General features: G+C 40.6%; 18 protein-coding genes and 1 pseudogene. 7 read left to right on the top strand and 12 right to left on the bottom strand.

Going from position 1 to position 21,993, the window contains the following annotated elements; all coding sequences use genetic code 11:
* Positions 1-33 precede the first annotated feature (33 nt).
* Together EHR06_RS16400 and EHR06_RS16395 are read right to left on the bottom strand one after the other, a co-directional pair.
* Positions 34-1,725 carry an RICIN domain-containing protein gene (locus tag EHR06_RS16400; protein WP_135758079.1) on the bottom strand — a complete coding sequence of 564 codons (1,692 nt, stop codon included), beginning with the start codon at positions 1,723-1,725 and terminating at the stop codon, positions 34-36.
* A 320-nt stretch (positions 1,726-2,045) separates the two neighbouring features.
* Positions 2,046-2,447 (bottom strand): hypothetical protein, encoded by a 402-nt coding sequence (locus tag EHR06_RS16395; RefSeq protein WP_135757969.1) that lies wholly within the window; start codon positions 2,445-2,447, stop codon positions 2,046-2,048.
* Between the two features lie 352 nt (positions 2,448-2,799).
* Here EHR06_RS16395 and EHR06_RS16390 point away from each other — a divergent pair, with 352 nt between their 5' ends.
* Positions 2,800-3,090 (top strand): DUF433 domain-containing protein, encoded by a 291-nt coding sequence (locus tag EHR06_RS16390; protein WP_135757968.1) that lies wholly within the window; start codon positions 2,800-2,802, stop codon positions 3,088-3,090.
* On the opposite strand, the gene EHR06_RS16385 is transcribed toward EHR06_RS16390, so the two are convergent.
* From EHR06_RS16385 to EHR06_RS16360, 6 genes are all read right to left on the bottom strand, one after another.
* Positions 3,073-3,600 (bottom strand): NuoI/complex I 23 kDa subunit family protein, encoded by a 528-nt coding sequence (locus tag EHR06_RS16385; protein WP_135757967.1) that lies wholly within the window; start codon positions 3,598-3,600, stop codon positions 3,073-3,075. The genes EHR06_RS16390 and EHR06_RS16385 overlap by 18 nt on opposite strands.
* Positions 3,587-5,041, bottom strand: coding sequence for an NADH-quinone oxidoreductase subunit G (locus EHR06_RS16380; RefSeq protein WP_135757966.1), 1,455 nt, complete (start codon positions 5,039-5,041; stop codon positions 3,587-3,589). The genes EHR06_RS16385 and EHR06_RS16380 overlap by 14 nt, the downstream gene beginning before the upstream one ends.
* A gap of 144 nt (positions 5,042-5,185) precedes the next feature.
* Complete coding sequence (gene aroC / locus EHR06_RS16375; RefSeq protein ID WP_135757965.1) at positions 5,186-6,331, bottom strand: chorismate synthase; 1,146 nt, start codon at positions 6,329-6,331, stop codon at positions 5,186-5,188.
* A 72-nt stretch (positions 6,332-6,403) separates the two neighbouring features.
* Positions 6,404-7,891: an HD-GYP domain-containing protein gene (locus EHR06_RS16370; protein ID WP_135757964.1), complete on the bottom strand. Its 1,488-nt coding sequence runs from the start codon at positions 7,889-7,891 to the stop codon at positions 6,404-6,406.
* Between the two features lie 144 nt (positions 7,892-8,035).
* Positions 8,036-9,529: an HD-GYP domain-containing protein gene (locus EHR06_RS16365; RefSeq protein WP_135757963.1), complete on the bottom strand. Its 1,494-nt coding sequence runs from the start codon at positions 9,527-9,529 to the stop codon at positions 8,036-8,038.
* A 123-nt stretch (positions 9,530-9,652) separates the two neighbouring features.
* The gene (locus EHR06_RS16360; RefSeq protein WP_135757962.1) at positions 9,653-10,264 is read right to left on the bottom strand and encodes an ACT domain-containing protein; all 612 of its coding nucleotides are present in this window, start codon (positions 10,262-10,264) and stop codon (positions 9,653-9,655) included.
* Positions 10,265-10,531: 267 nt separating this feature from the next.
* On the opposite strand from EHR06_RS16360, the gene EHR06_RS16355 reads away from it, so the two are divergent.
* Positions 10,532-12,406, top strand: coding sequence for an ABC transporter ATP-binding protein (locus EHR06_RS16355; protein WP_135757961.1), 1,875 nt, complete (start codon positions 10,532-10,534; stop codon positions 12,404-12,406).
* Between the two features lie 4 nt (positions 12,407-12,410).
* Complete coding sequence (locus EHR06_RS16350; protein WP_135757960.1) at positions 12,411-12,809, top strand: SET domain-containing protein; 399 nt, start codon at positions 12,411-12,413, stop codon at positions 12,807-12,809.
* Here EHR06_RS16350 and EHR06_RS16345 read toward each other — a convergent pair.
* On the bottom strand, positions 12,806-14,851 hold the full coding sequence (locus tag EHR06_RS16345; protein WP_135757959.1) for a sigma-54-dependent Fis family transcriptional regulator: 2,046 nt from the start codon (positions 14,849-14,851) through the stop codon (positions 12,806-12,808). The genes EHR06_RS16350 and EHR06_RS16345 overlap by 4 nt on opposite strands.
* A 342-nt stretch (positions 14,852-15,193) precedes the next feature.
* Here EHR06_RS16345 and EHR06_RS16340 point away from each other — a divergent pair, with 342 nt between their 5' ends.
* The 3 genes and pseudogenes from EHR06_RS16340 (at position 15,194) to yihA (ending at position 19,064) form a co-directional block, all read left to right on the top strand.
* Positions 15,194-17,119, top strand: a complete 1,926-nt coding sequence (locus EHR06_RS16340) for a GAF domain-containing SpoIIE family protein phosphatase (protein WP_135757958.1) — start codon at positions 15,194-15,196, stop codon at positions 17,117-17,119.
* A gap of 2 nt (positions 17,120-17,121) precedes the next feature.
* Positions 17,122-18,374: pseudogene (gene tilS / locus EHR06_RS19445) on the top strand (tRNA lysidine(34) synthetase TilS).
* A gap of 15 nt (positions 18,375-18,389) precedes the next feature.
* A complete protein-coding gene (gene yihA, locus EHR06_RS16325) occupies positions 18,390-19,064 on the top strand; it encodes a ribosome biogenesis GTP-binding protein YihA/YsxC (RefSeq protein ID WP_100722303.1) in 675 nt (224 codons plus the stop codon).
* Between the two features lie 2 nt (positions 19,065-19,066).
* Here yihA and EHR06_RS16320 read toward each other — a convergent pair whose 3' ends face one another.
* From EHR06_RS16320 to EHR06_RS16310, 3 genes are all read right to left on the bottom strand, one after another.
* Positions 19,067-19,771: a hypothetical protein gene (locus EHR06_RS16320; protein WP_135757955.1), complete on the bottom strand. Its 705-nt coding sequence runs from the start codon at positions 19,769-19,771 to the stop codon at positions 19,067-19,069.
* 77 nt (positions 19,772-19,848) lie between these two features.
* The gene (locus tag EHR06_RS16315) at positions 19,849-20,187 is read right to left on the bottom strand and encodes a PilZ domain-containing protein (protein ID WP_135757954.1); all 339 of its coding nucleotides are present in this window, start codon (positions 20,185-20,187) and stop codon (positions 19,849-19,851) included.
* A gap of 163 nt (positions 20,188-20,350) precedes the next feature.
* Complete coding sequence (locus EHR06_RS16310; RefSeq protein ID WP_135757953.1) at positions 20,351-21,289, bottom strand: MBL fold metallo-hydrolase; 939 nt, start codon at positions 21,287-21,289, stop codon at positions 20,351-20,353.
* Between the two features lie 49 nt (positions 21,290-21,338).
* On the opposite strand from EHR06_RS16310, the gene trmB reads away from it, so the two are divergent.
* Positions 21,339-21,992, top strand: a complete 654-nt coding sequence (gene trmB, locus EHR06_RS16305; RefSeq protein WP_135757952.1) for a tRNA (guanosine(46)-N7)-methyltransferase TrmB — start codon at positions 21,339-21,341, stop codon at positions 21,990-21,992.
* The last annotated feature ends 1 nt before the right edge of the window (position 21,993 follow it).

Raw genomic sequence — 21,993 nt, 5'->3', positions numbered from 1 at the left:
CATATAACGCGGCGGATTACCCCGCCCCGGATTTTAGCGCAAGAACTGGAACTTTTCGTTATCAGTCCAAGCACAAGGCCACTGGATCAAGAGACCTCCGTCTCCGGTCGCACCGCCTGCAATATCCAAACACTGGCTGCTATGTTTTGCCTGCAGAGCAAAGAATCCGTCTCCGTAAGAGAGTAATTGGAATCTTTGGTTATTTCCCCCGCCGCAAGAATATTGGATCACATTCATTCCTGCCGCAGTAGATCCTCCCTTTACATCGAAACATTTGCCGCTATGTTTTGCGATAAATCTAAAGTATCCGTCACCTGTAGACTCAAGTGCCCATTTCTGATTGTCTTGGTTTACATTGGTCCATTGGTATAGGTTGACACTGTCAGCAGTACTAATTCCTGGAACATCGATCACCTTACCGCTGTGTTTCGCCATGATCGCTGAATAATCGGAACCTGTAGGATCGTTTACGAAAGGAATGTTCCCTCCCACGGAAGATTTTCCACAACCATCGGATCCGCAGCCTGCGTTAGAACGCCAGTCCCCTCTTTCCATTGGGTGACCGATCCCGTCAAAACATCCGCTTCCTTGGCAATTCATCCAGCTAGGAGCATCTCCGCCTCTTCTCAGCCTCACTAGGTTGTTCCAAGTGTCTTGGTGATAATCGTTTCCGCCTGGATTTCTGAAGTCTTCGAAATATAAACAACCGCCGGATCCGCCGCTGTCATGAAAAGATCCATGTGCGTTTTTACCAACGTATGCAACCGGGTGAGTACCATCTGCAATTTCAAAGTTACCGATCTCTTTGGAATACCATCCGGAGTGCTGCGACCAAGCAACTCGTTTCATTTGTCCATTTACTACTAGGACGCTCATTCCTTCCCAGTCAGCCGCATGGCTTCCGAAACTTAGGAAACAAGTACTTTGCCAAGCGTAGAAGAACCAGTATCTGATCAGAACTGCATTCGTTCCAACTAGAGAAGTCTCATAGAAAATAGGAACTTGGTTATTTGAAATTGTAGAATAATCTTTATTACAAAGATCTTGAGGAGCAACTCCTGCAGCTCTTTGAGTGTAATAAGTCTGAGGATCGCTAGTAAAACATTTTCCAGAATCTCCGGAACCTGTAGTAGTCTCTTGATCGAATCTCAAACGAGGTGCAAATTGTTGTGCAAGTGCATCCTGATCAACGCTTGGTCCGCCGTTATCAGCTTGGCAAAGATATAAGTTCTTATTGTCGCAATAACGACCATTACAACTTACACCTGCGATGTACATTGATTCTGGAGCTACGAATTTTCCACCGTCCTCTTCGGAGATTGTGCCACTCCAATAACATCCTGTTCTTACACCGTTATTGTTCAATTGAGAACATTTTAAGGAAATATTATCACAATAACTTCCGGAACATTTGATACCTGTTACGAATCCGTTATTATCACAAATGCGGGAGTTATTTCCTTCTTCAGAAAACCAATCCGTCCACCAGCTATTAGTCTGAGTGTATCCGGATTCGCTTGCGAGAAGATTTACATCATCGCAATAACGACCGCTACATTTCATACCGCGGGTCAAGAAAGTAGGTCCCGTCTCGATTGGGTTCGCTCCATCGGTGGTCCAATTCAACCAATGTGGAGGAAAAATCTCGTTATGAAAATAAGTGCTGGCTGTGCTCGTTAACTTAGATCCAATTCCGCTTTTAGAAGGAAGAAGGCTGGAAAGCACTCCTAACTCCGCTCCGTTCGACGAAGACTTATCGCTGCAGGCCATGAATGACCCGCCGAGAAGTCCTATGATAACCAGAGTATATACACCCCGGATGATGATTCTCTTCATTATGATCCCTCTTTAGTTTTAATGTGGAGGTTTTATGTATTTAAACGACAAGGTAATATAAGCGTCTTAATTCTCACTTATTTTCGAAACGAGATAATATAATTTCTGAAATAAATAAAATTTTTATTTCTAAAGAGCGTTCGATTTTAATAAGTAAAGTTTGTTCTATAATTTATAAAGAAGAAGGATTGGATCACTAAAGGGATGTATTAAGGCTTGCGGCCCTTCTTCTTTGGAGAAGCAGCTTTTAGATTTTTGGTATCCGTATCTTTACTCATTCGGATCAATTGTGGTCCCATAAATTTTAGGAATTCTTCTAAGAAGGTAACAAATCCTTTAGAAGCTCTATTCTCGCTTATGAAAATTAATATCCTGCGAATTGCGGGATCTTCCGTTAGATCGCCAAGTGCAGTTTCGTGAATATTTTTCTTATCTTTATCTATAAATGCTTTGAGCTCCAAACGAAAGAATAAGCAAAGATTAATAAAATCATGAGTAAGTAGTCTGGATTCTCCTCTTTCAATTTTTCCTAAAAGGTTCGGATTGAATGGAACTCCATATTCTTTTTTAAGAGCGTCCGCAAGTTCCTTTAAAGAGAGTCCTTTATCCATCCGGCAATATCGGAAGACTTCGCCTATTTTTACATAAATTGATTCGATGGAGCCGTTTTCCATATTTTGAACGTTCTGAAAACGTTTAGAATAGAATATGATCTGCGAAGCGGCCCTGCTTCGAATCGAATTATTTTTCTCCGGATTGACTTAGCACTATTTACGCTGAATTTTTTATTCTAGGAGTATTTTTGCTACTTTTGTAAATTTTTTATTCTTTTTATTACTTTTAGGATTTTTATAGAAGTTGTTCGTTCCCTAAATCTTAGGGATTATTTCTTTCCAAGGAAAAATTTCAGACTTCAGAATTTAAGATTCAAAATTTGGTTTGGGGCTTTGTTGTATAATTAGAATGGAAACAGATACAAAAACACTAGACCGTATTATCTCTCATCCTTCCATCTGCGGAGGTAAACCGGTCATCCGGGGGACCTCTATCCGAGTTTTAGAAATATTAGATATGATCTTTTTAGGATTCGGATATAGAGAGATCCTAAATGAATATCCTAATATTAAGGTTTTGGATATCGAAGCTTGTTTGGAATACGCTTCTAAAAGATTACATTCTCCGATATTAGATAAAGCGAATCGAGAACTTCCGAGAGAATTTGCTTCTGAATTAAGGTTAGAGCCTTTCTCCTAAGATCGGTCCTCCGACTTTTTGCATCATTCTTTCTTTAGTTAAGATCAGATCTTCTCTATTGTCCGCAGCCATCTCTGCAGGTCCGTCCAAATAGATCGCGCCCTTAGGACATGCCTCTTCGCACATTCCACAGAATATACAACGTAATAGATCTATTTCGAACTTCTTAGCAAACTTGTCTTCCGGATGAAGATGTTGTAGTTCAGGAGTTACATGTCCTGCTTCTATTTTGATAGCGTCCGCAGGACAGATCCACATACAGCAGAAACAACTGGTACATCTTTCTCTTCCCAGTTCGTCACGTTTCATAGTGTGCATTCCGCGGAAACGAGTAGAGAACTTTCTTTTCTTTTCAGGGAATTCTAATGTGACTGCACCTTTTAGAAAAGCTGCTTTGATAAAATGTTTTAGAGTGATCCAAAGTCCATTCGCAATAGAATACGAATATAATCTTTGGTACCAAGCGGGCTTATGTTTTGCCGCTACATTAATTACATTAACGGTTCCCAACGGCTGCCTCTCTCGTGTTAGAACGTAATTCTAAAGTTTTTGTTACCAATAAGGAAAAAATTTCCTCGGAGCTTGATAACCCCTTTGGCGCTTCCATAGACTTGCTAAAGTTCTGGATCCATCCCTTCTTATTCGTAAAACTTCCGCTTTGTTCCGAATATGCTTTGATCGGTACGGAATATTTTGCCTTAGTCGTATCTTCCGTAAGATTCGTTTCTAAGACTACTATAGATTCGGAAGGAGCACCGGCTAAGATTTCGGAAACTTTTTCTTTGATTACAAAGATCAGATCGAATTCTCCTTTTGCCGCAGCAGAACGAATGGAATCGATCCCTTCGGAAGAAACAAATCCCGCATCTACAGCTCCTTTAGTGTTCGGTCTTTTATCTGTAGTGTACTGGAAATCCACTTGTTCAGGTTCTTTGTATTGTTCAGGGCTTACTCTAGCTTCCGTTACAAATGGAACTCCTAGCTTAGACAAGGATTCTTTGATAGACTTTAAGTTCTGATCAGACTCATGAGCCCCGCCGATCACCGCGATCTTTTTGGATTTGGAAATTTTTTCGGAAATTTCATCCAAAACAGCGGCACTCTTACTTGCTTCTCCATTTTTGTAGAAGGAGAACAATCTATTCGTATTCAACCAATCTACGTTGAATCTTCCTTTGTCACAAAGGAAATACTGGTCCTTCTCCTCATCTATACGAGGCATATAGCGGAACATTTTGTTGTCTCTTACGTTTGTATAAGTTTTACAACCGGTACTGCATCCTGGGCAAACGGATTCTTCGGATTTGTACCACCAAACCCTGGACTTGAATAATGTTTTATGATTTAATAATGCACCAACAGGGCAAATATCCGCAAGAGCGCCCTGGTAATTATGATTGATCGGTTCTTCTTTTGCGAGACCTATAATGGAATGATATCCCCGCTCGAAGAGCCCTAGATTGGATTCTCCCACCATCTCTTCTTCGAAACGGACACAACGATAGCATACGATACAGCGATTATGGTTGATGATCAGGTTGGAGCCGATCTCTTCCTGAGGAATATTCCTTTTTTCTAATGTAAATCTGGAATTCCCTTTTCCTGAACCGAAAGAATTATCCTGAAGCTGGCATTCTCCAGCCTTATCGCAGACCGGACAATCTAAAGGGTGGTTCGCGAGTAGGAATTCCATCGTTCCTTCTCTCGCTTCTTTTACTCTATCGCTCTTTGTGACGATAGAAAGTCCTTCGGTAACTTTAGTATTGCAGGCAACTTGTAAGCGGGGGATCCCTTCTATCTCGATGAGGCACATGCGACACATGCCCACCACCGATAATTTAGGATGATAACAGAAAAACGGAATATCCACTCCGGCATCTTTAGCCGCGGATATTAGATTTTTTTTCTCGTCGACCTCGTATTCGATCCCGTCTATCTTTATCTTGACCACTCGAACCTCCGTTTTTCTAAACAAACCAGGGCGCCAAATTTCATTTGAAACGTACTATTCAAAGTTGGCAACCCGTTTCTAGATCGCAAAGATATGAGAGTCTGTCTCAGGCGCGAAGTCCGCAGAGCGAACTGTAAGACAAGTTTAGAGTTTTAAATCTCTGTAATAATCCGGAACTTTGGCCCATTTCTGGAACCACTGAGGATTCATCGCCCTTTGGTACAGATATGCGTCTACTAGAACTAGGTTTATCGCTGCTTCTACAATCGGAACTGCTCTAGGTAAAACGCATGGATCATGCCTGCCTTTCGCTTCCAATGTAGTTTCTTTTCCGTCGATATTTACAGTATTTTGTTTTTTGAAAATGGTAGAAGTAGGTTTAAACGCAGCTCGAACCACCAAAGTTTCTCCGTTGGAGATCCCACCTTGGAGTCCTCCGGAATTATTTGTGCGAGTACGGACTCTTCCACTTCCTTCTTCCACATAAAACTCGTCGTTATGAGTGCTTCCGGTTAGAAGAGTTCCAGAAAATCCGGAACCTACTTCGAAACCTTTGCAGGCTGGAATGGATAGAATTGCCTTTGCTATGTCCCCATCCAGCTTATCATACACCGGATCTCCAAGACCTGGAGGAAGATTATAAGAAGCAGAGCGGATAATTCCACCAACGCTGTCTCCAGCTTCTTTCATTTGAAGAATAAGAGAACGCATTTTGTCCGCGGCCTGAATATCAGGACAACGAACCTCGTTTACATCCACTTCTTCTCTGGTTTGAGGATATTTGTTTTCTGCAATTTCAGAAGAGATGGTGCCGATCGTGTCCACCCAAGCGACCGTTTTGACTCCCAAATCATCTTCTAGGATCATTCTGGCAATCGCACCTGCGGCCACTCTTGCGATTGTTTCACGCACGGAGGATCTTCCTCCTCCTACGTGAGCACGGAATCCGTACTTGGTTTGATAAGTATAATCTGCGTGAGAAGGACGGAAAGTTTCCCTTAGATTTTCGTAATCTTTGGAGATCGTGTTCTGATTGTTTACGATCAATGCGATCGGACTTCCGATCGTTTTTCCTTCAAATACCCCGGAAAGAACTCGAACGGTATCCGATTCGTCCCTAGGAGTGGTGAGTTTACTTTGTCCGGGTCTTCTTCTGTTTAGATCCTTTTGGATCTCATCCAATCGGATCGGAATTCCTGCAGGAACTCCTTCAACAACAACTCCCACGGCTTCGCCATGAGATTCACCGAACGTACTGACTTTGAATATTTTACCCCAACTGGAAGGCATACAGTACCAGAAAACAGGAGACCACCAACGGAAGAAAGTAGGATTCCGAAGTGAGAAGGAAAAGAAGACTGTTTACGCGACAGATTTCGGAGCTGTTTTGCGGTAACTTTTATCGATCAGATCGAACAAAGGTGGATCTAATTCCGGATCGATAGAATAAATCACCCTTCTTGGGTCCACTGCGTTGGCTAGATTGAAGACAGCCTTTCTAATATCAGGACGGAAAGTTTTACGATCGTAACCTACGATCTTAAGTTTTCCTTTATTGGAGAAAACAGGTCTGATCGTTCCAACCCTTTCTAGAAGAGGGCGGGTTTGATTTTTATTAATCTCTTTGATCACACAGGTCTCGAAGTGGATCTTATGCTGTGAATCCGTGGAAACCACGATCACATAGTCTCCCTCATTCAGAACACTTTTGTTCTCGCATAAACTCAGAGCCATAAAATCGAAAAATTCCTTAACCACTCTTTCATTATATGAAAAAAAGCTGTTATTCAAGATCAGCTTCATGGCGGTAATAGGAGAATATGCCGATCTCCAATGTTGCTGGCTGCTGAGAGATGCAAATTCTCCCGCGATGGAAATAATAGCAGGATCATCTTCACTATAAGAATTATTTTGAAGAATATACAATTGTCTTTGCATATCTTCTACAAGTACACTTCTAGAAGGGTCGTTTTTATATTTTTCGTAATATTCTCCCAGTTTTTTTACCAGGAATGTCGTAGAAGGATAGTTATTGTTTAATCCTTCTCCCCTATACGGCCTATGACTATTTAATACCGCGGTTTTTACTGGGCTTTGTATTGAAGCCATATTCCCTATCATCAAGTAACTAATGATCGGATGATTTTTTACGTATTCGAATTCTTCGGTACTTAAGTTCCCATGCACAGGGAATTTCATTCTGACCTTGCCTATATCCACCATATAAGCTGCCATCATTAGATTCAATTGTTGGGCTTTAGAATTTTCACTGTCCTTGATGGAGATCGCTTTTAAACTCCGAAGTTTCATCGCCATAGAGATGACGGTTCTTTTGGTAAGTACTTCGGAATCTGTTTCGACTCCCGCGGATTTCATTACTTCGATTACGTTGACTAAACCTAATTCAACGTCTTGGCTGTTCGCAAAATCATCTAAGATCCCGTCGATCGCCTTCGCAACATTTTTCACATGATTTCCGTTTAAAGGATAATCTCTCAGGTCTTTGAGAAGATCGGAAGCCTGTCTTGCCATCTGCAAGGTAAGATCAGGATTCACTAATTTGATATAAGAGACTTTTTTGCCGTTTACCGAGTCCGGCTGCTCTACTTGGATCCCGACTTTATGTCTTTCGGATAGAAGGTAATAAATCCCTTGTAGTTCGAACTTTTGCAGCTTATTAATATCCGCTTCGCTAGCGCTGTCTTTGCGGTGGATTAAGATCTGTCCGTTCTTATTGTAAAAATCGACCGGGATGGATTGGCTTTCCTTAAACTGCCTGATTACTTCCGCATTGAACTCAAATCTTTCAAGCCTGAGAGGATCGATTGGGCCGCTTTGGAATTGAGTCATAATAAAAATCCATACGCATTATCAGAGGGCCGAAAATATATGCCCAAAGTATATAACGTTTAAGTAAGATATATGTTTAGTAACAAAGAAATGATTTAACCTTGCTAGTAGGCAAGAATAAATTTCCGAAATTGTGTCAATCGCTTAAGAAACAGGCGCTTTAGAGGCGGAATCCGAATCAGAAGAAGTCCTAGAGGGATATGTTTCCCTAACTTTACGATCCAATGAGTCAAAAAACTCAGGATCTATTTCAGGATCCACTAGATAGATGATCCTTCTAGGGTCGGCATTACGTTCCAAATTGAATATCGCCCTTCTTCTATCCACGGTCAAGCTCCCCATTTCGAAGCCTGAGATCCTGACTTTACCGTTATTTGCAAACTTCGGTCGGATGGTTCCGATCCTTTCTAACATCGGTCGGATGGAATTTTTATGGGATTCTTTGATAATGCAGATCTCGAAGAATACCTTACGATTTGAATCTTGAGAAGCTACAATAACATAATCTCCGATTTTCACGAACGGCTGGTTATCGCATAAGGATAGACCCACATGATCGAAGAAGTCTTTGAGTGTTTTTTCGTTATAAGCAAAGAAACTATTATTCAAGATTAGTTTCATGGCCTTGAGACCGTCCATCGGTTCTCTCCAAGGCTGAGGAGTCGTTAAAGAAGCAAACTCTCCCGCAATGGATAGTATCCCGATATCTTCGTAAGAGATCGCGTTAGTAAGAATAGACTTTACTTGTCTTTGGATATCGCTAGCTAAAAGATTTTTGCGAAAATCGTCTTTGTATTTTTCTCTATAACCTTGGAGCTTTTGTACCAAAGGTTTGGTTTGGGGATAATTATTATTCATCCCTTCTCCGCGGTGAGGTCTATGATGATTCAGGACCACCGATTTGACCGGATCTTCGATCTCAGGAAGATTAGCGATCATCAAGTAGCTGATGATCGGATGGTTCTTGATATATTCCAACTCTTCCGGTTTTAGATTCGCGTGAGTCGGTATCTTCATCTGAGTATAGCCGATATCCGCAAGATAAGAAGCCATCATCAGATTCATCTGCTCTGTCTTCTTCTGCTCCATATCTACTTTGGTAAAAACTTTTGCGGCCCTTACCTTCAATGCCATTGCGATCACAGTTCTTTTAGTAAGAACTTCCGAGTCCACGGGCATTCCGGCATTCTTCATAACTTCTATAATATTGACTAGTCCAGTCTCCATATTCGGAGAGGATTTAAAATCATCTAAGACCGCGTTAATGGATTTATTGATCTCTTTAACATGCTCTCCATTTAAGGGAAACTTTTTGATATCGGATAATAGATCGGTCGCTCCTCTGGACATATCCAAAGTAAGAGTAGGATTAATCAGTTTATCGAAAGAAGGATCTAAAGAACTTTTTTTACCGGAGCCTGGATGGATCTTAGCGATCTCAGCAGTTAAAAAATAGATCCCTTGTTTTTCGAATTTTTGAAGACGACTGATATCGTCTCCGGTGGCCATATCTTTTTTATGAATTAGGATCTGCCCGTGTTTATTATAAAAATCGACAGGTATAATTCTATTTTCTCGAAAGTGTTGGATCACTTCTTCCGTAAAATCGAATTTTTGTAAATCTCTGGCTGCGTCCATCGTCAGGTGGAAGGAACTCCTGCAGTATACTATCGGCAAATTGATCCGATGAATCGAATCATTCCGATACCATAATACATTTCTTTATGGGTTTAATAGTTTGGACGTTTCAAATTTGCCCGATCAAACTTGATTTAGGCTGCTTTGCAGAATATATCTACGGATCCGTTCTTCTGTGGAGCTGCCGGCAAACCCGAGTCCTGTACGAGAGTCGGTTAGTATGAATGTATCCTGGGCTTTTAAGGACTTACCGTCAGTTCTAACTTCGCCGGAGAGAATATTGATCCCCAGATCCTTTAAAACTCCGGTTACAAAGTATAATAATCCTTTTCTATCCGGAGCTTCTAAGTAGAACTTCGTAGCAGAATTACCGGGTAAGTCTTCAAACTCCAATTGAGAATCTTGTCCTAGATAAAATGTATTTCGAATATCTATTTCACTTGAGGTTTGGATCATCTCTTCCAGAGCATTATCATCGGAAAAGACGGAAGACATTAAGACTCCTAGTTTGGATGCCTTAATTTTAGAATCTGTTTCAGGGGATTTAAGAAGAAACTCGTCGTAGCTGATCATGGAGTCGCCGTCTTTGATCGTACGAATATCTCCGGAAAGGATCTCGAATCCCATAAAGAACATTGCCTTCACCATTTTATGAAGTGTTCCAGGGGCAGTTTCAGAAGTCTTAAGAGTAACCCTATAGACTCCATATTCTTCTTTGTAGTTAAATTCTATCATGGTTTCCGCTTTCCTACAAAGCCTGCATATTCCTTGAAAAATAACACTCAAAAACCCTAGTTTTTGAGGAATGTTTTCGAAGTCTAAATGAGTAGTAGCTCCTTTTTAAATATTCTGTCTCCTAAAATTTTTCATCAATGAGACAGAAGTTCTAAGAAAATCCGCTGCTACAGGATATACGCCGAAAGGCCTCCCGAATACACTGGGGAAATCGGAGAAATTTTTTTACTAAACCGATACGCCCTTCTTCCCCCTGGGGATACATATATGACAAATAAACAGAAATTTACCGAAGGATTCAAATTCGGAAAAACACAAGCGACGTACTCTAACTCAAAAGCTGCCGGACCTAAGGTTCCTCCAGGAAGTCAGGCCGCTAGAGGCTCTTATTCTTCTTCTTTAGGACCAAGTTTTGGGGGAAATGAACCTTCTTCCGAATCTCCTTTTCTAGTTCTTCTAGGATTAGGAAGATATTTTAAAAATTATAAAGTACGCTTGGGAATCGTTTTAGGCCTTCTTTTTACCGAAATCATCGTTTATTCCGCGATTCCTTTCTCTTTTAAGTTTTTGATCGACGAAGCTTTGATCGGAAAGAATGAAACGGTTCTTTATATCACCGGTGCACTTTTGATCGGAGGTACGATCTTAATCACCGCCGCAGGAACAGTCAGGGATTATTTATACAATTGGGTCTCCGCTCGTGCCATAAGAGACATGAGAGAAGAGTTATTCATTCATTTACAAAGAGTAAATCTGGACTTTTATGCAAATACTCGTTTGGGAGATGTTCTCTCAAGATTCTCCACAGACTTGTCCGCATTAGAGAACGCAGTACTTGCATTGATCCCTTGGGGAATCTCTCCATTATTAGAAGCAATTTTTGGAACTGCATTATTATTCGCTTTGGATTGGAAGTTAGGCGCAATTGCGACCTTGATCTGGCCGATCACTTTTTTAGGACCTGTATTCTTCTCCACTAGATCTACAGCAGCAAGCTACGAAAGAAAGATAGAAGAAGCCAAGGTCCTCACCGCCGTTGAAGAATCTATCTCCGCTCAGAACCTGATCCGTGTTTATGACTTGGACGGAGCTTTTTGGGACAAATTTAAGGGCAACTGTGAAAAACTATTTCATGTTTCCTTAAGATTAGGATTAACGAATTCTTATTTGGAACGTTCTGCTTCCGGTGGGATTTTACTTTTACAAGCGGTACTTTTGATCTCGGGTGCATGGTTTGCATTCCATGGAATGGTGAGCGTGGGAGCTTTGGCGGCTTTTCTTCCTCCATTCTTGAATTTGTCTTATTCTCTACTTTATGTGTCCCAGTATTTTCCTACAATGAACCAAGCAAGCGGTTCCGCTAGAAGAATATTAGAGATCTTAAGAACTCCAACCTTTGAATCGGAAGGAGAACGTCCGTTTGCGCCTTCTGAATTGCAAAATTCCATCAAACTGGAAGATTTACATTTCCGTTATAAAGGTAGAACTAAAAACCTAAGCGGTGTAAACCTGGAGATCAAAAAAGGAACTTATACTGTGATCCTTGGACCAAGCGGTTCCGGAAAAAGTACCATTCTTAAGTTTATCCTAGGAATGATGGAACCGAACCAAGGAAAAGTTACCTTGGACGGAGTCGCAATGGAGAAAATCCGTTTGGATGCGCTTCATTCCATGATCGGGATCGTATTCCAAGATACTTTCTTATTCCATACTAGCATTCTGGAAAACATTCGTATGGGACGTCCTGACGCAACTCCTGAAGAAGCGATCGAAGCTGCAAAACTTGCAGAGATCCATGAATTCATTTCTGCACTTCCTGATGGATACGAAACGATTGCAGGAGACAAGGGTTCTAAACTTTCAGGCGGAGAAAAACAAAGGATCGCACTTGCGAGAGCATTAGTGAGAAATCCTCAAATCCTTCTCTTGGATGAGGCGACTTCCGCATTGGATCCGATCACAGAAGCAAGGATCTTAAAAACTCTCCAAAAATTGAGAGAAGGAAGAACGATCGTTTCCGTAACCCATAGACTGACCGGTTTGCATGCTGCAGACCAAGTAGTTGTCTTGAAAAATGGAAGTCTGGAACCTTATCCTTCTCCGGAAAATGATTCACTTTCCGCTGCCGCTATCGGATTATAGAAATATGCTAAAAGTACCAACTTATGTTTCCGAGTCTCCAATTGGGGGCCTTGGAGTTTTTGCAGGTAGAGATATAGAAGAAGGCGAACTCGTGTGGGAGTTCCATCCTAAAACCGTTTGGACCCTGACAGAAGAAGAAGTCCAAGCTCTTCCGGAAAGACTTCAAAATCTGATCTATATTTATTCCTATCTATTCGAAGGGCAATGGTACTTCTGCGTGGATAATTCCCGCTTTATGAACCATAGCGATCAAGCAAACACCTTGGAAGATAAAAGTGGAGTCCAGGGAGAAAGTAATCCTTTAGGAAGGGACAGAGCTGTCCGCAAGATCCTAAAGGACGAAGAATTGACCTGTAACTATAAACAATTCGATCAGAACTGGAAGGAAAAACTTCCTTCTTAATAATCTATCTTAAGATCTTTGATCTTCTTATCTAAGGTATTTCTGTTGATGCCCAAGAACTTGGCAACTCTGGTCTTGGTGTATTTGAATTTTTTCATTGCATACTTGATCAGTCTTGCTTCAACTTCGCCAACCACAACTTCCATAGCTCTTCCGTCCAACGCATCCAAATGAGCAGGGGAGAACTTGGAACTTGCAACTTCGGAAGAAGCTTCCGGATCTACGCCGACTTCCACATCTTCTCCCTCATCACCGTAAAGGATACGTCCGCTGATCTCCGAGAAGTCTTGTATATCCAACATTTCGGATTGAGAAAGTACAACTGCTCTTTCGATCACGTTCTCTAATTCACGAACGTTACCCGGCCAGCTATAACTCATCAGAAGTTTATGAGCTTCTCTAGTGATCCCTTTGATCTTCTTAATATTCTCGGAAGTGTACTTGCTGATAAAGTGATTGATCAAAAGAGGAATATCTTCCGGTCTTTCGCGAAGTGGAGGGGTCAGCATATTGACCACATTCAAACGATAATATAGATCCGCTCTGAATAGTTTTTGAGAGATCAGATCTTCTAGATCCGCGTTAGTCGCAGCTATGATCCGTACATCGATCTTTTTAGGTTTAACGGAACCTACCGCTTCTATTTCCTTTTCTTGAAGAACTCTCAAAAGTTTGGACTGAAGATTGAGATCCATCTCTCCGATCTCATCCAAGAAGATGGTACCTGTATCGGCCATCTCGAACTTTCCTTTTTTATCTGCGACTGCACCGGTAAACGATCCTTTTTTATGACCGAATAATTCGGACTCTAAAAGATTTTCAGGAATAGCGGCACAGTTGATCTTGATAAAAGGTTTATCACCTCTGGAAGAGTTGTAATGGATCGCAGATGCGATCATCTCTTTTCCGGTCCCGGATTCACCTGTGATCAGGATCGAAGCGCGAGAATCGGAAACAAGCTGGATCATCTCGAAAAGTTTTTCCATAGACTTGGACTTTCCGATCAAGGAACCGAACTTATACTTATTCTTAAGTTCTCGTTTTAGTAAGATGTTCTCTCTGGAAATCTCTCGTTTTTCTTCATCGATCAGTTTTTGGATGCGGATCGCTTGGTAAATTACGGAGGCAACAACCTGGAGGAAGTCCAAATACGTTTTTAGATCTACGTATTTTTTATGAACGAAGAATACGCTGACTACACCCAATACATCCGTGTCCGACTTAATAGGCGCAGCAAGGAAACTAACGTTCTCAGGATTGTTTTTAAAATGGCTGGCGTTATTGAGCCTATTCAGGAAATTTTCATCGCTTACGATCGATTCAACAATGACTGCTTCTCCGGATTCGTAAACTTTTCCAGTGACTCCTTCTCCTGGAAGATATACTCCCTTCTCCATTTCTTCCGCGGTAAGTCCGGAAGCCGCACTGAGTTTCAGTATATTTTTCTCGGAATCAAATAGAACGATGGAACCCCTTTCCAAATTCAGAGATTTATCCAATCGATCCATCACATCGTCGAAAATTTCCTGGAGAACCAAGGTAGAAGTTACGGTTCTAGAAATATCTATGAGTACTTGTTGGATCTTATTCTTCTGCTCCAATTGTCTGAAGGTTTGGAGGTTCTTAAAGATCTGAGCCGCCATATTGGCCAGAGTGGAAACAAGTTCCAGGTGCTCATCGCTGAAGGCCTGCTTTCTGCTCGAGTCGAGAGAGATAACTCCGATCACCTCGTCTTCCACAATCATCGGAACCGCAAGCTCGGAAAGAATATCGTCCTTAATAGAAATGTAATGTGGGTTTTGGGTAACATCGTTAACGATCATCCCTTCACCGGAAGCAGCAACGATACCGGTAATACCTTCTCCCACTCTAAGCTTAACTTTTGTACGAACGGAAGGATTCATCCCTCTGAAGGTAACGATGTCCAAAACCTCGTCCGATCTACTGATCAGCATAAGGGAACCGGAACCAACCTCACAAATTTGGATACATCTCTCCAAAATTAGGTCCAGTAAACGATCTGGATCTAAGGTCGAGTTCATTGCGGTTGCCACTTCTTGTATATGGCGGAGAGGGCTGGGTTTTATGTAACCGGACATCTGCTTAAAAAAGGTGCTGATTGATGATTTTGCGGTCAAGGAAAAAAACTTAAAATCCAAGCAACTCGCTTTGTTTACAGCAAGGAATGCAAAATTTGCGTCAGAATCGATGTATGCTTAAGATTTCAAATGACATAATATTACGAATGATCGATATACTTTGGAATTTTAGAATAAGATAAACTTCAAAATTTAGAACGAATTCTCATCATCTGATGATTTTATTTAAAATGAGATGAAAACGTCTTTCCTCTAGTAAACATTTTCTTTACCATTTTTCTCCGGATGTCCTGCGTATTTTGCGGAGAATTTTATCTGCCGGACGGTAAACTCAAAGATGGAAAATTTCTTTGTAATACCTGCGGAAGAGAATGGATCTTAGAAAAAAGAAAACGGAACAGGATCAAACCTCCGGAAGTTCACGCATTATCCAATGAGATATTATTAGAATTTCTTTCTCTATTTAATACTAGTCCGAATCTGGACGACCTTCTTCAAAACTTTACCAATCTAGCATTCAGAAAATTGAATCTTCCCGGGATCTCGGTTATGGTATACGAGCCTAGATTAGATCGAATCCTGGTAAAATCCTGTAAAAACAAAAAAGGTCCCGCATTAGAGAAGTTAGCCTTTCGAATGGAGATAAAAAAAGGGGACAACGGACCTCTAGGACAGGCAATCGAGACCTGCAAATCGATATATTATAGATTCGACGAACAACCTCATAAACAGATCAGACAATACGGCCGAGTAAACAAAGTAGAATCGGAACTTTCCGTTCCAATCCATCTCAAAAAGGAAGTATTAGGATTAATTAATGTAGATTATGAAAAAGACGATCCGATACAAGCGGAGAAGGATCGTTATTTTCTGGAATTGATCGCAAGTCAGTTCGCAACCACATTAAAGAACAGAATTCTTTTCGAGGTTTCCCAAACACAATCCAGGAATTTCAGAAATCTTCACTCTGCTGCTTTAAAACTGAGTAGTTTAGGATTCAAATATAGAACTGAAATTTTCCGGGTCATTCTTCTTTCCTTAACCGAATTCTCGGAAAGTAATCTTTTCGTTTTGTTAGAAAGAAAAATTGACGAGGCAGGACAAACAATCTCTACGGAAGGACATATACTAACAGGAAGTCCAAGAGCTCCGGAGATCAAATTAAATGTACAATTAAAGGGAGAATGGAACGTACTTAAAAAATCTACGGGATCCGCACTCCTAATGGATTCCTCGGATCTAAAAGAATGGAAAACCTTAGGCAGTAACGGAAAGAAAAAACATCTAGCGATCTTACCGGTATTACGTTCGGACAATTCTGAGATCTGGATACTTCTCGCCAAAGAAGAAGAACTACACTGGAGTCCTGAAGAAATAGATGTATTAAACGCATTTGCCGTCCAAGCAGGGATCTCGGTCCAAAACTTTCACTTATTCCATCAGAGAGCGGAAAAAGAAAGATTGGATAAGGAAATTGAGATCGCTAGAGATCTGCAAAGATCCTTACTCCCAAGAAAAATGCCGGATCATCCGGATTACGAATTCGGAGGGATTATGGTACCGGCAATCGGAGTAGGTGGAGACTATTACGATTTTATAACACATCCTACTAATAAAGAAACTTATGTTTGTATCGGAGATGTGAGCGGCAAAGGAGTTCCTGCCGGGATCGTGATGGCAACCGTTAGAACTGTGATCCATTCTCTCGTTCGGAAAAATCCAACTCCATGGGAAATTTTAGTAACGGTAAATACCTATCTATATCAAAATTATTTTAAGGATATCGTATCTCCTCGTTTTATGTCATTGACGATTATTCATTGGGACCAAAACGAGAATCGTTTTGTTTTCAGCGGCGGCGGCCAGGGAAACATTCTAGTTTATCGTAAAAAAGAAAATCGTTTGGAAGAAATCCCTACAGGAGGAGTTGTTTTGGGTATAGATCCTGACATAGATCATTTTGAGAATAGCGGAGAATTTTACTTAGAGCCAGGGGATTTCTTCCTAATGTTTACGGATGGTGTTTGGGAAGCTATGGATCCTTCCGAAGACTTTTTCGAAATGGATCGTTTGCATAAATGTGTTTTTGAAGCTAGAAAAGAAAGTCTCCCTCTTCTTTTGGAAACCGTCTTAAAAAAGATAAAAAACTTTACCGGAGAAAGGGAACAGACAGATGATATTACTTTAATAGGCGTAAAACGCTTACAATAAGAATGAACGAAACCTTAGAATCCATTTTTCAATCTGCTTGGTCCAATTTAAAAAACTACCAAGACCTTATGAAAACTAAACCCGCAGTGATCGCTTTTTCCGGCGGAAAAGATTCTTCCTTACTTCTCCAATTTTATCTTTGGCTTCATAATAAAAATCTAATCTCTCATTTTCCTACGATTTACCATTTGGATCATTCTATCCGTGATAATTCCGAACAAGAATCCGAAATTTTAAAATATATCCGCTCTATCGCTCCTAATTCCACCTTTAAAAAAAAAACGTTCCGAAGTTTGCAGCTAAGACAAAACTAAGCTTAGAAGAAGCAGGAAGAGTTCTTAGATTCAGAGATCTAGAAAAAATTTCCGAAAGGATCGGCGGCTATATCACAACCGGTCATCATGCTGAAGATTATTTAGAAACTGTACTTTTACAACTTATCAGAGGCGGCGGTTGGAATTCACTTCGCACCTTAGGTGTTTTAGAGAATAATAGATTCAGACCGTTAATACTATTCGGAGAAGAAGATCGTAAAACAGCTTTGGCAAAAGCGGATTGGCCCGTATTCGAAGACGAATCCAATTATTCTTCACGTTTTCTTAGGAATCGTATCCGATCAGAACTTCTTCCTGTACTTTTGAAAGAAGGTGCAGACCCGGATAAAATTTTTCATAATTTTCACGATTCGGATACGCCTAGAAGCGGCACAACAAACCGTAAAATTAACGAAGACGAGATTAGAACAGTATCCAGACGTATTTTGGAAGAAGAGCCAGCATCCGTTTGTAAACAAGTTCTGGACTTATATTTAAAAAGTTTAGGCCTTCATCCGCTGAATTCCCAGTTTCTTGCGGACCTTCTTCATAACCTAGACAGAAAAGTTTCCTTTTCTCTCGAAAACAAAGAAGTTTGGTTTTGGAAAAGTGTTTCGTCAGATTTGTACATCTTACCTAAAAACGCTTCCTATTTGAAACCGTTCAGTTATAACTCTGACTCTTTCTTTTTGAAATGGAACGGTAAGACCAAAAAGATCCCTAAAAATTGCGAGCCGTCTAACGACGGAGAAGGAGAAAAAATCCTGCTTGGAGGAATCCATCGAGACGTTTCCGAAATCCTTAGAGAGAAAGAGATTCCGGTTCCGGTCAGAAAAATGCTACCCATTCTAAAACGGGAAGGGAAAACTGTATTGGTTTGTCTTCGTATGTGGGATGCCCGTTTGGATGATATTCGATCGGATGATTTCCTTCAAGATTAGAGAGTCCAGAGGTTTATGGAAGAACTCCAAGAATTAAAGCCGGACCCATTCTTTAGAGAAGTTAGATTTCTATCTTCTTATGCGGACGCTTCTAAAGTTCCTTCCAAAGGTATTCCTCATATCGCATTCGCAGGCCGTTCCAACTCCGGAAAGTCCAGATTATTAAACGCAATCGTAGAAAGAAAATCCTTAGCTAAAGTTTCCGCGACTCCAGGTAAAACCAAACTTCTTAACTTTTTTTTAGTTTCTAAATCCTTATTCTTAGTGGATACGCCCGGTTTCGGTTATTCCGCAAATTCTCATAAAGATCATGAGCAGATGATGGATCTTTTGATGAACTATCTGAACTCGGCTAAAGATCTAAAATGTCTGTTCTTATTATCAGATGCTCAAAGAGAATTGCCCGACGAAGAATTAGAATTGATCGGCACCTGTTTCGAAAAAGGAACTAAACCCGTTTTAATCCGTACTAAAGTAGATAAACTCAATCAGTCCGAACTTTCCAAACTTAGAAAAAAAATGAAAAACATCCAAGGATTATATCCTATGTTGGAAATCGTTTTTGTTTCTCCTAAGTACGGAAAAGGACTGCCCGAACTCAGAAAGATCATAGAGAATATGATGAAATCCTTGATCATTCCTCCAATGGAAGAAGACACGATCCCGCAAGAGATCAACGAACAAGGTTAAAATTAAGCGTGAGTTTCTAAGAGGTTGCCTGCGGAGTTGATTGCATCTCCGTAATATACTTGTCCGGCAAATTGGATCTGTTTTTGATTCAGTTCTTGGATCGTTTTTAGGGTCTCTTCCAAAAGAGCTTTCAGTTTCTCCTGGCTTAAAGCCATTTCCAACTTACGTTTTCTTTCGATAAGCTCCATATGACGACGAGCTTCGTCTTCCGATTTTCTTTCCGGATCATCATGAGAAGAAACCTGATTCTTATCCAATCGGTTCAACTCAAGATCGATGTCTCTTAGCTCGGACATAAGTTCCCATTCTTTATCGGAGATTAGATCGGAATGAGAAGCTGCTTCTTTTTTCTTAGCAGAATCAGCCTGTTTGTTGGAATTTCCACCTTCTTCTTCATTTAAAGAAGAAAGATCGGATTTCTTTTCTTCGGTCTTTTTGACTGTGGTTGCTTTGGTTTCTCCGGCAACAGCCACTAATTTTCCGTCTCTAAGTTCGTATTCGATGGATACGTCTATGGATCTAAGTTCAGCATTATCTCGGATTGCTTCGTTGCGAAACTCTGCAACATGTGCAAGCTCATGGGAAATAACATGGAGTACGGAACTAGCCTGAGGCGCACTTTCCAGCTGCCCGTGGCCAATGTACTTAACCGAAGTATCTTTCGGTCTTTCCATCATGGAAGAAGATTGTATAACTCCCAGGTTCATCCTATTATAAATGTCGGCCTGGCAAGCTTTGAGTTTAGAGTTTTGGAAAAAAATTCCCTTTACTTAATAGAAAAACGTTATCTGCAATGAGCTATCTTATTAAGTATCTCAAGTATGCTTGAGTCACAAAGATCGTGAAATACTATCGCATATCTTTGTCCCATATCGCTGACAGTTTTACGAATAACCTCTCCCGGTATTTCGCAGGTAAACATTGGTGACATAATCGTAATTTTTTTACCGGGGCTCCAATCCTCATTCGAAAGAACAGATGCACCTATCATCGATATATCAATCAGAGTACCTTCGCTCCAATTTCCTCCCTCAAAAAGTTTAACCTTACTGTCTTTACGGAACCTTGTATAAAATCTTTGATCCGCCGGCAAATCAGATGTTACCTTTTGAGAAGGATTCATCCCTATCTCTAGTCTTTGCATAGCCGGGAGAGCATACAGTACTCGGAAAAAATTTAAAAGAAGATTTCTTTTGGAGCTGAGATTCTTTTAAAAAAATAAATTTAGAAGTAAAAAGACCAATCAAGAATAAACCGAAACATCTATTCTTATACTGACTTTACGATTATATTTGGAATATATCCGACTCTCTTGCTAGTACAATCTCTGAAAGAGCAGTGGATTGTTTTTCTTGATTGAACATTCGTATGATTTCTTCATCTGGATGATCCGGTTCATGATGAGTTAGAACCAGTTTATTCACACCCAGAACTTCTCCGCAGCGCACTGCTAATCTACCTGATGTATGGCCCCAACCGATTTTACGATCCGCCTCTTCGGAGCTATACTGTGCGTCTATGATCAGCATGTCAGGACTTCCGAATTTAGAGCGTAAATGTTCGAATTCGGAAAGATCCTCTTCTCTTACTTCAACGTCAGTACAGAATAAGAAACTTTTTCCGTTCTCTTCAATATGATAGCCTGTGCAGTTACCTGGATGTTTTAACAGGAAAGGAGTTACTTTAAAATCACCGATTTGGACTGTATGTTGTCTTTGAAGAAGAGTGAATGTTTTTTTAGACATCATCTCATCCAATGTGATCGGGAAGTTTTCAGGATTTTGCTGGCGATCGAACCTTTCTTTTAGATTGGAAATAGTAGAATAAAAATCTACTTGGACACTCGGAATGTATCCAGGTTTAAAAAAAGGCCAGCCTTGTATATGATCCCAGTGAGTATGTGTCACTAAAATTTTGATAGTGCCGCCTTGAGCTATACCTTCTTTCAAAAGATCATTTCCCAGTTCTCTCATTCCGGAACCGCAATCTATAATTAATTTCTGACCGTTAGCGGATTCGACATACACACAAGTGGTATTTCCTCCCACAGGGCGTAATAGTTCCGGGCTTAAAGATTGTAAGAATGTAGGAACGGAGAAGGTCCCGTTCTTTTGTTTGAATTCCCTATGAGCGGACTCTAGGATCTTTTCTAATTTTTCTCTATATTCCGAACCGGAAAGCGGAGTAGGAAGAGAGCCTCTCACTCCGTATAATTTTATTTTCACTGTATTAAATTAGACAACTAAGAGATTTGGTATTTGCAGGTATTCAGCGATGACATCGAATTTTCGTGAAAAACAATGGAAGATCGCTACTAGAATCCCCTTTACCTCTGATTATTTCTTAAAAATTAACCCCGGAAGTAAATTAAAAAAAAACGATTTGTTCGTAGAAGAATTCGGGACATATTATCTAGAGCTAGGTTCCGGTTGGGGAGAAGTCGCTGTATCCTTAGCCAAAGATAATCCAAACACCGGTTTTATTCTCATGGAGAAGAAGGCGGATCGTTTACGAAAAACAATCCGTGATCTGAAAGAGCATGATATTAAGAACGTTAAACTTCTTTCAGTGAACTTTAATTGGTTTTTAGAGGAAATTTTCGAAGCAGGCATTTTCGACGAGATACTTCTGAATTTTCCGGATCCTTGGCCTAAACGCAGGCATCATAAACACAGGACTTTAAACCCTAGATTTCTAAATACGATCCATATTCTTTTGAAGAATGGCGGCAAATTCCATTTCGCTACGGATTACGGCCCTTATGCACGTAAGGGAATTCGACTTTTCAGAGATGATCTTAGGTATAAACCGATCCACTCCGAGTTTTCTCTTCAAAGAACAAACTTCCCGATCTCCCATTTCGAGCAGGAAAAACGGGAGGCAGGCTCCCGGATCTATTATCTGGATCGGATAAAAATTTCCGACTAGT

Origin of the sequence: Leptospira dzoumogneensis (assembly GCF_004770895.1) — a bacterium.
Classification (GTDB): Bacteria; Spirochaetota; Leptospiria; order Leptospirales; family Leptospiraceae; genus Leptospira_B; species Leptospira_B dzoumogneensis.
This window is presented reverse-complemented; position numbering and strand designations above follow the sequence as displayed.

What these genes read in the sequence shown, in the direction of transcription:
- EHR06_RS16395 (WP_135757969.1), bottom strand. Translation starts at nt 2,447, where the DNA reads ATGGATAAAGGACTCTCTTTAAAGGAACTTGCGGACGCTCTTAAAAAA.
- EHR06_RS16390 (WP_135757968.1), top strand. Translation starts at nt 2,800, where the DNA reads ATGGAAACAGATACAAAAACACTAGACCGTATTATCTCTCATCCTTCC.
- aroC (WP_135757965.1), bottom strand. Translation starts at nt 6,331, where the DNA reads ATGCCTTCCAGTTGGGGTAAAATATTCAAAGTCAGTACGTTCGGTGAA.
- EHR06_RS16370 (WP_135757964.1), bottom strand. Translation starts at nt 7,891, where the DNA reads ATGACTCAATTCCAAAGCGGCCCAATCGATCCTCTCAGGCTTGAAAGA.
- EHR06_RS16365 (WP_135757963.1), bottom strand. Translation starts at nt 9,529, where the DNA reads ATGGACGCAGCCAGAGATTTACAAAAATTCGATTTTACGGAAGAAGTG.
- EHR06_RS16360 (WP_135757962.1), bottom strand. Translation starts at nt 10,264, where the DNA reads ATGATAGAATTTAACTACAAAGAAGAATATGGAGTCTATAGGGTTACT.
- EHR06_RS16355 (WP_135757961.1), top strand. Translation starts at nt 10,532, where the DNA reads ATGACAAATAAACAGAAATTTACCGAAGGATTCAAATTCGGAAAAACA.
- EHR06_RS16350 (WP_135757960.1), top strand. Translation starts at nt 12,411, where the DNA reads ATGCTAAAAGTACCAACTTATGTTTCCGAGTCTCCAATTGGGGGCCTT.
- EHR06_RS16345 (WP_135757959.1), bottom strand. Translation starts at nt 14,851, where the DNA reads ATGAACTCGACCTTAGATCCAGATCGTTTACTGGACCTAATTTTGGAG.
- EHR06_RS16340 (WP_135757958.1), top strand. Translation starts at nt 15,194, where the DNA reads ATGTCCTGCGTATTTTGCGGAGAATTTTATCTGCCGGACGGTAAACTC.
- yihA (WP_100722303.1), top strand. Translation starts at nt 18,390, where the DNA reads ATGGAAGAACTCCAAGAATTAAAGCCGGACCCATTCTTTAGAGAAGTT.
- EHR06_RS16320 (WP_135757955.1), bottom strand. Translation starts at nt 19,771, where the DNA reads ATGAACCTGGGAGTTATACAATCTTCTTCCATGATGGAAAGACCGAAA.
- EHR06_RS16315 (WP_135757954.1), bottom strand. Translation starts at nt 20,187, where the DNA reads ATGAATCCTTCTCAAAAGGTAACATCTGATTTGCCGGCGGATCAAAGA.
- trmB (WP_135757952.1), top strand. Translation starts at nt 21,339, where the DNA reads ATGACATCGAATTTTCGTGAAAAACAATGGAAGATCGCTACTAGAATC.